Here is an 11,733-nt window from a genome sequence, read left to right as displayed (position 1 = left end):
AAGTACTGCAGGTCGGCCTGGCTGCGCGAGAAGGTCGGCAAGCCGACCCAGCCCCACAGGCGCAGGCCATTGCGCTCGACCTCGATCGGCAGCGCCTGCTCGAGGAAGCCAGGCCCGCAGATCGCCCCGACCCGCCGCGCGCGCGACAGCTCGTCGGGCGCCTCATGCAGGCTGAGGATGCTCTTGCCGTTGTGGCGCAGGTGAAAGCCCACATCAAAGCGCGCCAGCGCCAGGCGCCGGATCACTTCCTGCAGATGATCGAATTCGGTTTTCTCGGCCTTGAGGAACTTGCGCCGGGCCGGGGTGTTGAAAAACAGGTCGCGTACTTCGACCGAAGTACCGATGGGGTGCGCCGCCGGCTGAACCCGCGGGAGCATGTCTCGGCCCTCGGTCTCGACCTGCCAGGCTTCGCTGGCATTGGCGGTACGCGAGGTCAGGGTCAGGCGCGCTACCGAACTGATCGACGCGAGTGCCTCGCCACGAAAGCCCAGGCTGAGCACGCCCTCAAGGTCTTCCAGCTCGCGAATCTTGCTGGTCGCATGGCGCGCCAGCGCCAGCGGCAGGTCGTCGGGGGCGATGCCACTGCCATCGTCACGCACGCGCAGCAGCTTCACGCCGCCCTGTTCGACATCCACGTCGATGCGCCGGGCACCGGAATCCAGGCTGTTCTCCAGCAGCTCCTTGGCCACCGACGCAGGGCGTTCGACCACCTCGCCGGCGGCGATCTGGTTGGCCAGCCGCGGGCTGAGCAGCTGGATTCGCGAACCACCACTCATTGCTGGGACGCCAGGGTAGTGGCCGGGATATCGAGGTGCTGACCGACCTTGAGCTCATCGCTCTTGAGGTTGTTGGTGCTGCGCAGGCTGGCAACGCTGACCTGATAACGCACGGCGATCATCGCCAGCGTCTCGCCCGGGCGCACGCTGTGTTCACGGGGACCCTGGGCGATCTTGCCGGAATCGCGCAACCAGGCGATGTAGGTGCCTGGCGGTGGGTTCTGCTGGAAGAACTGGCGCACACCACTATGAATCGAGCGGGCCAGCGCCTGCTGGTGACTCTTGGTTGCCAGCTTGTTGGCTTCGTTGGCGTTGGAGATGAATCCGGTCTCGACCAGGATCGACGGGATGTCCGGTGATTTCAGCACCATGAATCCAGCCTGTTCCACGCGCTGCTTGTGCAGCGGCGTGATACGGCCCATGTTGCCCAGCACTTTCTGGCCCACGTTGAGGCTGGAACTGAGCGTGGCCGTCATCGACAGGTCGAGCAGCACACCGGCAAGCATGCGGTCCTTGTCATCGAGGCTGACGTTGCCGGCACCGCCGATAAGGTCGGAGCGGTTCTCGCTGTCGGCCAGCCAGCGCGCGGTCTCGGAGGTAGCGCCGCGGTCGGACAGGGCGAACACCGACGCACCGAAGGCCGCTTTCGACGGCGCGGCGTCAGCGTGGATGGAGATGAACAGGTCTGCGCCCTTCTTGCGGGCAATCTCGGTGCGTTTGCGCAACGGAATGAAGTAATCGCCGGTACGGGTCAGTTCGGCGCGATAACCTTTCTCGGTGTTGATCTGGCGCTGAAGCTCGCGCGCGATATCGAGCACGATGTCTTTCTCGTGCTGGCCACGCGAGCCGGAGGCGCCAGGGTCTTCCCCGCCATGGCCGGCGTCGATGGCGACCACGATGTCACGCTTGCCGTTGGGCACCGGCGGCAGCTTGATCGCCGGTTGCGCCGGCGTCACCGGTACTGCGGGCGTGGTGGCTGGGGCCTGGGTGACCGGCGGCGGTGTGGGGTTGCTGGCGGCAACCGCATCGGCTTCCTGGTCGTACAGGTCGACCACCAGGCGATTGCCGTACTGGGCGTTGGGTGCAAGGGTGAAGCTTTTGGGCGTGACAGCCTTTTTCAGGTCGACCACCACGCGCAGGTCGGTGGCGGTACGCTGGGCCGAGCGCACGCTGGTGATAGGCGTGTTCGAGGTGGAGACGTTCAATGGCGAGGCGAGCGTCGCACCGTTGATGTCGATGACCAGGCGATCAGGCGCGCTGAGCGTGAAGACGCTGTGCTGCACCGGGCCCGACAGGTCGAAGACCAGGCGAGTGTTGTCCGGCGCACGCCACAGGCGCATGCTCTTGACTTGTGTGACGGCCAGAGCGTCAACGGTCACCGCTGTCAGCAGCAGTCCAACGACGGCGACCAGTGCGCGAATGCGCAGCATACCTTTCCCCACTTACGATTTGTTTTCGGCAGCCAGAGCGGCACACCAGGCTTCGCCGCGAGCCCCCTGCGGCGACAGGTTCAGCGAGCGGCCGCCCGCCTGGGGGCTTATGGTAATGGTCAGGTCGGGCTTTGGCAAAACGCCCGCGCCCTTCTGCGGCCATTCGAAAAGACACAGCGGATCGCCTTCGAAATAATCGCGAATTCCCATGAACTCTAGCTCTTCTGGGTCGACCAGGCGGTAAAGATCGAAATGGAAGGCGCGGATATCGCCTATTTCATAAGGTTCGACCACGGTGAAGGTCGGGCTTTTTACTGCGCCAGTGTGACCCAATCCACGGATCAGGCCCCGCGACAAGGTGGTCTTGCCGGCGCCCAGGTCGCCTTCCAGAAAGATCACGCCATGGCCGCCGGTGACCTTGGCGAGCGCTGCGCCGAACGCAACGGTAGCCGGCTCGTCGGCCAGAAACAGGGTTATGCCTGACACGCTGAATGCTCCTCCAACAATTCTCGAATGACCGGAGCCAGATCGCTGGCCGCCAGACCTCTGCCCTGCGCGCCCAGGCGTTCGCCAGCGCAGGCGTGTAACCAGACGCCCAGGCCCGCCGCCTGCCAGGCGTCCAGCCCCTGGGCGAGCAACGCGGCCAGCACGCCGGTCAGCACATCACCCAGGCCGGCGCCGGCCATGGCCGGGTGGCCTCGCTCGCACAGCCGCAACTGGCCGCTCGGGTCGGCGACCAGGGTTCCGGCGCCCTTGAGCACGCAGACACTGTCGTAGCGACGCGCCAGTTTACGCGCAGCTCCGGGCCGGTCGGCCTGCACGGCCTCGGTGGAAACGCCCAGCAAGCGCGCGGCCTCCCCAGGATGCGGGGTCAGGATGCTGCCGCCCGGCAAGGCCAGGGGCGTGCGCGCCAGCAGGTTGAGCGCATCAGCGTCCCAGACCTGCGGCAGGTGTGCATTGGCGACTGCCGACAGCAGGCTGCGGCCCCAGGCCGCCTGGCCAAGACCAGGCCCCACCACCAGCACCGAAGCGCGATCCAGCACCGTCATCAACTGGTTGGCCGAACTGACGCCCAGGCACATGGTTTCCGGCAGACGGCTGAGGCTCGCGGCCACATGCTCGGGGCGTGTCGCCACGCTGACCAGCCCGGCGCCACAGCGCAGCGCCGCCTCGGCACTGAGCAGCACGGCGCCGCCGGTACCCAAGTCGCCGCCAACCACCAGCACATGGCCAAAATCGCCCTTGTGGGCAGTTGCTGGCCGCGCAGGCAGGTGCGCGACGGTCACGCTGCTGAGCGTTTGCGGGGTATTGGCGTGGTGTTTGGTCTGAGGCATGGGGTCAAAGGCTCCGATGTCTGGCAGAATTATACGCACCTGAGCCTGCAATGCCTTGTCCATCCATGTCCGCCTCCTCTCTAGACCTCCCAGCACTGGCCCAATCGATCAAGGATTGGGGCCGCGAACTCGGTTTTGCCCACGTGGGCATTGCCGATGTCGAGCTTGGCGAGCATGAACAGCACTTGCAGCGCTGGCTTGAGGCCGGACATCACGGCGAGATGGACTATATGGCAGCGCACGGCACGAAACGTTCGCGCCCTGCCGAACTGATCCCCGGCACCTTGCGGGTGGTTTCGCTGCGCATGGACTATCTGCCCGGCGATACGCAGATGGCCCAGCGCCTGGCTCAACCGGAAAAAGCCTATATCTCTCGCTACGCCCTGGGCCGCGACTACCACAAGCTGGTGCGCAAGCGCGTGCAGCACCTGGCCGACCGCATCCAGGAAACCATCGGCCCCTTCGGCTACCGCGCTTTCGTCGACAGCGCTCCGGTACTGGAAAAGGCCATCGCCCAACAGGCCGGGCTCGGCTGGATCGGCAAGAACACCCTGCTGCTCAACCGTAAGGCGGGCAGCTACTTCTTCCTCGCCGAGCTGTTTGTCGATCTGCCACTGCCCGCCGACGAAGCCCAGACCAGCGAGCATTGCGGGCGCTGCCAGGCGTGCCTGGACATCTGCCCCACCGCGGCCTTCGTCGGGCCCTACCAGCTCGATGCGCGGCGCTGCATCTCGTACCTGACCATCGAGCTCAAGGACGCGATCCCGCTGGAGCTGCGCCCCTTGATCGGTAACCGGGTGTTCGGTTGCGACGACTGCCAGATCGTCTGCCCCTGGAACCGCTTCGCCAAATCGACCGGCGAGGACGACTTCAAGCCGCGCCATGGGCTGGACAACGCCGAGCTGGCGGCACTGTTCCTGTGGGACGAAAAGACCTTTCTCAGCCGCACCGAAGGCTCGCCGCTACGTCGCGCCGGTTACGAGCGCTGGCTGCGCAACCTGGCGGTCGGGCTGGGCAATGCACCTTCGACGATCGCCGTGCTCGAGGCCCTGAAAGCGCGGCGCGAGCATCCTTCGGCATTGGTCAGGGAGCACGTGGAGTGGGCGTTGGCGCGGCACGAGGCGGCGGGCTGACAGCCACAGTACAACTTTTTCGCGGGCAAGCCCGCTCCCACAGTGGGAGCGGGCTTGCCCGCGAAAAGGCCGCATTCGATCCCGAAGACTCAATGCTCGTCGTTGTAATGGAACTTGGGCATTTCCCAGTGAAACCGGATCGCCAGCAAGCGCACCAGGAAGCCGCCAAACAGGGTCAATAGCATCGCCTGCTCGGCCGGCACCTTGAAGTACACGCAACCCAGATAGAACCAGGCCGCAGCGAACGACACGCTGGCATACAGCTCCCGACGAAACACCAGCGGAATGTCGTTGCAGAAGATATCGCGCAGGATCCCGCCGAACACACCGGTGATCACCCCGCTGATCGACGCCACTAGCATCCCCTGGCCCATTTCCAGTGCAGTCATGCAGCCGATCAAGGTGAAGGCCACCAATCCGAGAGCGTCGAGGACCAGGAACAGCGAGCGCAGGTGACGCATCAGCGGCGCGATGAAGATCGTCAGCAATGCGGCGAAACTGGTCAGCACCAGGTATTCGGGGTGCTTCACCCAGGTCAGCGGATAGTGCCCAAGCAGTACGTCGCGCACCGAGCCGCCACCCAGGGCGGTGATGCAGGCGATCAGTACCACGCCGAACCAGTCCATGCCGCGCCGGCCAGCGGACAAGGCGCCAGTCATGGCTTCGGCAGTGATGGCGATGAGGTAGAGCATCAACAGCATGGCGCAAATCCGTGCGAGAAAAGGCGCGCAGTCTACTCAGTCGCGCGTGGCACCAAAAGGGGGCGTATGCACGCCCCCTGATTCATCAGACCTTGATGAAATGCTCGCGGTAGTGACGCAGCTCGGCGATCGACTCGCGGATGTCATCCAGTGCCAGGTGGGTGCTGCCTTTCTTGAAGCTGTCGCGCACGTCCGGCGCCCAGCGCGCAGCGAGCTCCTTGAGCGTGGAGACATCGAGGTTGCGGTAGTGGAAGTAGCCTTCCAGCGCGCGCATGTGACGATAGAGGAAGCGGCGGTCCTGACAGATGCTGTTGCCGCAGATGGGTGACTTGCCCTTTGGTACCCACTGCTCGAGAAAGGCGATGGTCTGGGCTTCGGCTTCGGCCATGTCGATACGGCTTTCGCGCACGCGCTGGGTCAGGCCCGAGGCGCCATGGGTGCGGGTGTTCCACTCGTCCATGCGCGCCAGGACTTCGTCGCTGTGGTGAATGGCGATGACCGGGCCCTCGGCCAGGGTGTTCAGTTCGCTGTCGGTGACGATAGTGGCCATCTCGATGATGACGTCGTTGTCCGGATCCAGGCCGGTCATCTCCAGATCGATCCAGATCAGGTTCTGTGGGTTGTGCATGAATGAGCTCCTCGAATAGGCCAACATATTAGCCTAGTGGAGCGTGCTAAACTGCCTGCCGTTTTCTTTTGCCCCGCCAACACGGAACCTCCATGGCCAAACGCCAGCTCAACCGCCGCCAGAACTGGCGCATCGAAAAGATCCAGGGTGAACGCGCCGCCCGCGCCGCCAAACGCGAGCAGCACGCCCTGCAAGAGCTCGAAGGCGGCGACCTGGGGCCCGAGCAGCTGGGCCTGGTGATCGCCCACTTCGGCGTCACGGTCGAGGTCGAGGCCCAGGACGGCGAAGTCGCAGGCCAGGTGTTCCGCTGCCACTTGCGCGCCAACCTGCCTGCCCTGGTCACAGGCGACAAGGTGGTCTGGCGGGCCGGCAACCAGGGCAACGGTGTGATCGTCGCGCAGATGCCGCGCAGCACCGAGCTGTGTCGGCCGAACAACCACGGCCAGCTCAAGCCGGTCGCGGCCAACGTCGACCTGATCGTGATCGTCTTCGCCCCGGCACCCGAGCCCCAGGCCAATCTCATCGACCGCTACCTGGTTGCTGCCGAGCACGCAGGCATCCGCCCGCTGCTGTTGCTGAACAAGGCCGACCTGATCAACGACGACAACGCAGCGACGCTCAATGCGCTGCTAGCGGTGTACCGCGATCTCGGTTACCCGCTGCTCGAAGTGTCCGCACACCACGGCGATGGCATGCAGCGCCTGCAGCAGACACTGGACGAGCACATCAGCGTGTTCGTCGGGCAGTCGGGTGTGGGCAAGTCGTCGCTGGTCAACAGCCTGCTGCCGCAGGCGCAAACGCGGGTGGGCGATCTGTCGGAGTGGTCGGGCCAGGGTACCCACACCACCACCACCGCACGGCTCTACCACTTCCCCAACGGCGGCGACCTGATCGATTCCCCCGGTATCCGCGAGTTTGGCTTGGCGCATGTCAGCCGTGACGATGTGGAGGCGGGCTTCATCGAGTTCCGCGATCTGCTCGGCAACTGTCGCTTCCGCGACTGCAAGCATGACCGCGAGCCTGGCTGTGCGTTGCTCAAAGGGCTGGAGGAAGGGCGTATCTCGGCGCAGCGGATGCACAGCTACCGCTCGATCGTGGCAAGCCTGACGCAAGACACCTACTGAAGCTGCAGGAGCGGCGTTGCGCCGCTCCTGCAGATGCCGGGCTCAGTTTTCCTTGGGCTCGTCCATCTTCAGCACGCCATCCTCGAAGATGTTCAGCTTCTGGCGCAGCTCACGCGGCTGCATCGGCGTCGAGCCATCGGCCGGCGCGGCGGAGGCTCCAGGGGCTCCTGGCGCCGCATCGGCAGGCGGGGTTGGGTTGGCCGGTGCCTCAGGTGCACCCTGCTCGCCCTCGATCTCCCGCTGGGCTTTTTTGGTCAGCACGATGATGTCGATCCGGCGGTTGACCGGGTTGAACGGGTTTTCGCGGTCGAACAGCGACGACGAGGCGTAACCCACCACTCGCGCCACCTGGCCATCCGGATAACCACCCGCCACCAGCGCACGCCGCGCGGCGTTGGCACGGTTGGCCGACAGCTCCCAGTTGCCGAAATCACCGGTACCGGCATAAGGCTTGGCATCGGTGTGGCCGCTGACGCTGATCTTGTTCGGCACGGCCTTGATGGTGTCGGCCATGGCCAGCAGGATGTCTTCGAAGTAGGGCTTCAGGCGCGCACTACCGAGGTCGAACATAGGCCGGTTCTCGGCATCCATGATCTGGATGCGCAGGCCGTCCTGGGTGATCTCGAACAGGATCTGGTCCTTGAACTTCTGCAGCTGCGGATTTTCCTCGACCTTGTTCTGCAGCTCCTGCAGCAGCAGTTGCAGCCGCTCCTGCTCGACCTGGTCTGCCATGGTCTCGATCCGGTCCTTGTCCATCTGCACGCTGGTGTCAGGCGTCGGCTCGGACTTCTCCTCCGGGTTGATGGTCTTTTCCGGGGCCAGCTGCGGCGAGCCGCCCAGGTCGATGACGTAGGGCGTACCGCTTTCGGAGAAGCCGATCGGATCCTTGAAGTAGCCGGCGATGGCGATCTTCTGCTCCGGGGTGGCCGTGGACAGCAACCACAGCACCAGGAAGAACGCCATCATCGCCGTGGCGAAGTCGGCGAAGGCGATCTTCCAGGAGCCGCCATGGTGGCCGTCGCCGTAGCGCTTGACGCGCTTGACGATGATGGGCTGATTGTTCTCCATGGCTTAGCGACCGCGAACCGCTTGTTCCAGTTCGGCAAAGCTCGGACGGTGCGCCGGGTACAGCACCTTGCGCCCGAACTCGACGGCCAGCGACGGCGGCATGCCGGACGCCGAGGCCACCAGCGAAGCCTTGATCGCCTCGTAGACGTTCAGTTCTTCCTTGGCGTCGTGGCGCAGGCAGTTGGCCAGCGGGCCGAAGAAACCATAGGCCGCGAGAATACCGAAGAAGGTCCCGACCAGCGCAGCACCGACGTGCAGGCCGATGGATTTCTGGTCGCCATCGCCCAGCGAGGCCATGGTCACCACGATGCCGAGTACCGCCGCCACGATACCGAAGCCGGGCATGGCGTCAGCAACGCTGGTCACCGCATGGGACGGGTGCTCGAGGTCTTCCTTCAGGCTCAGCAGTTCCATGTCGAACAGGCCTTCGAGCTCATGGGGTGCCATGTTGCCGGTCGACATGATGCGCAGGTAGTCGCAGACGAACGCGGTCATCCGCGCATCGCCCATGACCGCAGGGTACTTGGCGAAGATCGGGCTGGCCGCGGGATCCTCGATGTCACCCTCGATGGCCATCATGCCCTCGCGGCGACTCTTGTTGAGAATCTCGTAGATCAGGCCCAACACTTCCAGATAGAACGTATGGGTGAAGCGGCTGCCAAACATCTTCAGCGACTTCTTCATGACGTGCATGGTCATGTAGCCAGGGTTGGCCTGGAGAAACGCGCCAAAGGCCGCACCGCCGATGATCAGCACTTCGAACGGCTGGATCAGCGCCGCGATCTTGCCGTGGGAGAGGACGTATCCGCCGAGGACACTCGCGAATACGACGATGATGCCGATAATTTTAGCCATAGATTGGAAGCACTTGCTGTCGTGGTCAGGGTCAGGGGCGGAAGCTTGGAAACTCTTCTTCTCCTTATCGGCAGAACTGCGCCAGACTATAGCCACTCAATGCGAAAAGCCAGTTTGGACTGATGTCAAAATGCCAATCGAAACCAAGGTGCCTGCGCAGATCCCCTCCTCTCTAGACGCCTGGGTAAGGCTGCTCGACGGTATCCGCGTGCCGGTACCCAAAGAGAGTCATGACCGGGTTCTGGCGGCCATCAACGACAATCGCCGCTCGCTGCGCGACATCGCCGAACTGATGCAGGACAGCCCGTCGCTGGTGCTGTGCGTGATGCGCGAAGCCAATCACCCGAACCATGCCAGCCAGGCCGAGCCCGCCGAAAGCCTGGAGATCGCCCTGAACCGCCTGGGCCTGAGCCGCATCCTGCAATTGATGGGGCGCCTGCCATCGATACCGGGAGACGACATCCCGCCGGTGCTGCGCCAATTCCTGCTGATCAGCCAGCACGCCACCCAGCAAGCCAACGGCCTGTTCGCCAGCCGCCTGGCGCGCCTGTGGCAGGAGATCCACTGGGGCAGCCTGCTGTTCCTCTCGCCACTGTGGGCACTGGCCCTGGCTTACCCCAAGCTGCTCGACACCTGGGAACTGCGGGTCATTCACAAGGGTGAAGAGGCTTCAGAGGTGGAGCATGCACTGTTCGGCGTGCGCATCATGGAGTTGTGCCGCGCCGTCGCCACGCACTGGCGCCTGCCGGAATGGGTCACCCAGGGTTATCGCCTGCTGCTCGAAGAACGCGAACAACTGGCCCAGGTGCTGAACATCGCCCGCGAGCCTGACGAGTTGAGCAAGCAGCATCGACTGGACGAAGAGCCCGGGCTGCGCCGCTGGTTCAACCAGCCGGCCAACACCGTGCTGCTGGCCAACGGCCTCGCGCTGTCGGCCCAGGTCGGCTGGGATAACCCGCACTTGCTGCGCTGGCAACTGCTCACCGCCATGTACCTGCAAACCACGCTGGATGATGTGCAACAGCAGGTGCACCAGCAAGCAGCGGCCAGCGCCCGCCACCACGCCCGGCATGCACTGTTCCACCCGGCCGAGGCGCTGATCTGGCCCTGGCAGCAGCGGCGCCCGCACCCAGACATGCTCACCCCGCCACCGCCACCTGCCCAGGACCTGCAACGCTGGCGCACGCTGTGCGGCGACCTGCTGGCCCAGCCCAGCCCGTTCACCAACACCGTGCATCTGGCCACCCAGGCACGCGAGGCGCTGCTGGCTTGCGGCATGCAGCGAGTGCTGCTGCTGTTGCTCGACAAACCCAATGACTGCCTGCGCGTACAGCAGAGCGCCGGCCTGCCGCGCGAAGCCTCAGCGCTCACATTGGCACCAGGTCAGAGCAAGCTGCTGCAAAAACTGCTGAGCAAAGCCTCGCAACTGCGCCTGACGCCCGACAATCATGCCCAGTTTTCCGCCCTGCTACCCGCACCGCTGCGAGCGTTGTTCCCCAGCGAGCACTTGCTGTTGCGCTCGCTGGCCGTGAACGACCAGGTGTTGATGCTGGCGATCGCCGACCAGGGTGGCAGGCCGCTTGCGGACGTGAGCGTGCAGGCCTTCGGAAAAACCGCACAATGTATCGAGCGCGCGCTGGCCAGCTTCGCCAACCGCAATGCCTGAACCTTGCGCTACAATCGCACCTCCCTTGCTCCCCGGAGACCGTGGATGACTGATTTTTCCGGCTTGCCCCTGGTGATCGAAGCCGCCGACCTGCTGCCACGCCTGGATTCGCCCGAGCTGATCCTGGTCGACCTGAGCAGCGCCAACCGCTATGTCAGCGGCCACATTCCCGGCGCGCGGTTCGTCGAGGGCAAGCGCACCCAACTGGGCCAGCCTCCGGCTCCCGGCCTGCTGCCGGCCCAGGCCGACCTGGAAAAGCTGTTCAGCGAGCTCGGCCACCGAGACGACGCGGTGTACGTGGTATACGACGACGAAGGCGGCGGCTGGGCCGGGCGCTTCATCTGGCTGCTCGACGTGATCGGCCACGCGCACTACCACTACCTCAACGGCGGAATCCAGGCCTGGCCTGCGGACAAGCTCGTCACTGAAGTGCCAGCCGCCGCCAGCACGCCTGTGCGCCTGCGCCTGCGCGCCGAACCCACCGCCACCCGCGAATACCTGCAAAGCCGCCTGGGCGCCGACGACCTGGTGGTCTGGGACGCCCGCGGCCCGCAGGAATTCAACGGCGAGAAGGTCCTGGCAGCCAAGGCCGGTCACATCCCCGGCGCGGTCAACTTCGAGTGGACTGCAGGCATGGACCTCAACGACCACCTGCGCATTCGCAAGGACATCGCCGAAGTACTGCAGCAATTGGGCATCACCCCTGACAAGGAAGTGATCACCCACTGCCAGACCCACCGTCGCTCCGGATTCACCTACCTGGTGGCTAAGTCACTCGGCTATCCACGGGTCAAGGCTTACGCCGGCTCGTGGAGCGAGTGGGGCAATCACCCGGACACGCCTGTAGAAGTTTAAGGAACCTGCATGAAATCCCGTCTGTTCATCATCAGCCAGCACCTGCTGCCGCATCACCTGCTGTCGCGCCTGGCCGGCTGCGTCGCCGAGTGCCGCGCACGCTGGTTCAAGAATGCCTTCACCGCCTGGTTCGCCAAACGCTACCAGGTGAACATGTCCGAGG

At 64.6% G+C, this 11,733-nt stretch carries 12 protein-coding genes and 1 pseudogene; 5 read left to right on the top strand and 8 right to left on the bottom strand.

Translation table 11 applies throughout. From position 1 onward, the window contains the following. From mutL to VA602_RS12785, 4 genes are all read right to left on the bottom strand, one after another. On the bottom strand, positions 1 to 776 hold a 776-nt coding region (mutL, locus tag VA602_RS12800), incomplete at its 3' end, for a DNA mismatch repair endonuclease MutL (RefSeq protein ID WP_323453374.1). Then, positions 773 to 2,218 (bottom strand): N-acetylmuramoyl-L-alanine amidase, encoded by a 1,446-nt coding sequence (locus VA602_RS12795; RefSeq protein WP_196759876.1) that lies wholly within the window; start codon positions 2,216 to 2,218, stop codon positions 773 to 775. The genes mutL and VA602_RS12795, both read right to left, overlap by 4 nt. Then, positions 2,219 to 2,683 carry a tRNA (adenosine(37)-N6)-threonylcarbamoyltransferase complex ATPase subunit type 1 TsaE gene (tsaE, locus tag VA602_RS12790; RefSeq protein WP_371105594.1) on the bottom strand — a complete coding sequence of 155 codons (465 nt, stop codon included), beginning with the start codon at positions 2,681 to 2,683 and terminating at the stop codon, positions 2,219 to 2,221. Further along, positions 2,680 to 3,540 (bottom strand): NAD(P)H-hydrate dehydratase, encoded by an 861-nt coding sequence (locus VA602_RS12785; protein WP_323453373.1) that lies wholly within the window; start codon positions 3,538 to 3,540, stop codon positions 2,680 to 2,682. Before VA602_RS12785 ends, tsaE begins: the two co-directional genes overlap by 4 nt. Before the next feature lie 65 nt (positions 3,541 to 3,605). Between VA602_RS12785 and queG the strand changes: the two genes are divergently transcribed. Beyond that, the gene (gene queG / locus VA602_RS12780) at positions 3,606 to 4,673 is read left to right on the top strand and encodes a tRNA epoxyqueuosine(34) reductase QueG (RefSeq protein WP_125931284.1); all 1,068 of its coding nucleotides are present in this window, start codon (positions 3,606 to 3,608) and stop codon (positions 4,671 to 4,673) included. Between the two features lie 89 nt (positions 4,674 to 4,762). Here queG and VA602_RS12775 read toward each other — a convergent pair whose 3' ends face one another. Then, positions 4,763 to 5,374 carry a trimeric intracellular cation channel family protein gene (locus tag VA602_RS12775; protein WP_323453372.1) on the bottom strand — a complete coding sequence of 204 codons (612 nt, stop codon included), beginning with the start codon at positions 5,372 to 5,374 and terminating at the stop codon, positions 4,763 to 4,765. A gap of 85 nt (positions 5,375 to 5,459) precedes the next feature. Continuing rightward, positions 5,460 to 6,002, bottom strand: a complete 543-nt coding sequence (gene orn / locus VA602_RS12770) for an oligoribonuclease (RefSeq protein WP_054893178.1) — start codon at positions 6,000 to 6,002, stop codon at positions 5,460 to 5,462. Between the two features lie 92 nt (positions 6,003 to 6,094). Between orn and rsgA the strand changes: the two genes are divergently transcribed. Then, the gene (rsgA, locus tag VA602_RS12765) at positions 6,095 to 7,126 is read left to right on the top strand and encodes a small ribosomal subunit biogenesis GTPase RsgA (RefSeq protein WP_112899304.1); all 1,032 of its coding nucleotides are present in this window, start codon (positions 6,095 to 6,097) and stop codon (positions 7,124 to 7,126) included. A gap of 42 nt (positions 7,127 to 7,168) precedes the next feature. Here the strand turns inward: rsgA and motB are convergent, their stop codons facing one another. Both motB and motA read right to left on the bottom strand, forming a co-directional pair. Beyond that, positions 7,169 to 8,194 (bottom strand): flagellar motor protein MotB, encoded by a 1,026-nt coding sequence (gene motB / locus VA602_RS12760; protein ID WP_323453371.1) that lies wholly within the window; start codon positions 8,192 to 8,194, stop codon positions 7,169 to 7,171. Between the two features lie 3 nt (positions 8,195 to 8,197). Further along, positions 8,198 to 9,049, bottom strand: coding sequence for a flagellar motor stator protein MotA (gene motA, locus VA602_RS12755; protein ID WP_054893175.1), 852 nt, complete (start codon positions 9,047 to 9,049; stop codon positions 8,198 to 8,200). Between the two features lie 130 nt (positions 9,050 to 9,179). Here motA and VA602_RS12750 point away from each other — a divergent pair, with 130 nt between their 5' ends. The 3 genes and pseudogenes from VA602_RS12750 to VA602_RS12740 all read left to right on the top strand — a co-directional run. Continuing rightward, complete coding sequence (locus VA602_RS12750; protein WP_054893174.1) at positions 9,180 to 10,715, top strand: HDOD domain-containing protein; 1,536 nt, start codon at positions 9,180 to 9,182, stop codon at positions 10,713 to 10,715. Between the two features lie 45 nt (positions 10,716 to 10,760). Next, the gene (locus tag VA602_RS12745) at positions 10,761 to 11,570 is read left to right on the top strand and encodes a rhodanese-like domain-containing protein (RefSeq protein WP_153774215.1); all 810 of its coding nucleotides are present in this window, start codon (positions 10,761 to 10,763) and stop codon (positions 11,568 to 11,570) included. A gap of 9 nt (positions 11,571 to 11,579) precedes the next feature. Then, positions 11,580 to 11,733 (top strand): annotated as a pseudogene (locus VA602_RS12740) (archaetidylserine decarboxylase); the annotation flags it as partial.

Origin of the sequence: Pseudomonas machongensis (assembly GCF_034961125.1) — a bacterium.
GTDB classification, from domain to species: Bacteria; Pseudomonadota; Gammaproteobacteria; order Pseudomonadales; family Pseudomonadaceae; genus Aquipseudomonas; species Aquipseudomonas machongensis.
The sequence above is the reverse complement of the archived record's forward strand: the minus strand, read 5'-3'. Positions and strand labels throughout refer to the sequence as shown.

Bases quoted from the DNA above. Each gene is read 5' to 3' on its own strand.
- VA602_RS12745 (WP_153774215.1), top strand. From the start codon at position 10,761: ATGACTGATTTTTCCGGCTTGCCCCTGGTGATCGAAGCCGCCGACCTG.
- VA602_RS12785 (WP_323453373.1), bottom strand. From the start codon at position 3,540: ATGCCTCAGACCAAACACCACGCCAATACCCCGCAAACGCTCAGCAGC.
- orn (WP_054893178.1), bottom strand. From the start codon at position 6,002: ATGCACAACCCACAGAACCTGATCTGGATCGATCTGGAGATGACCGGC.
- motA (WP_054893175.1), bottom strand. From the start codon at position 9,049: ATGGCTAAAATTATCGGCATCATCGTCGTATTCGCGAGTGTCCTCGGC.
- rsgA (WP_112899304.1), top strand. From the start codon at position 6,095: ATGGCCAAACGCCAGCTCAACCGCCGCCAGAACTGGCGCATCGAAAAG.
- motB (WP_323453371.1), bottom strand. From the start codon at position 8,194: ATGGAGAACAATCAGCCCATCATCGTCAAGCGCGTCAAGCGCTACGGC.
- VA602_RS12775 (WP_323453372.1), bottom strand. From the start codon at position 5,374: ATGCTGTTGATGCTCTACCTCATCGCCATCACTGCCGAAGCCATGACT.
- queG (WP_125931284.1), top strand. From the start codon at position 3,606: ATGTCCGCCTCCTCTCTAGACCTCCCAGCACTGGCCCAATCGATCAAG.
- VA602_RS12750 (WP_054893174.1), top strand. From the start codon at position 9,180: ATGCCAATCGAAACCAAGGTGCCTGCGCAGATCCCCTCCTCTCTAGAC.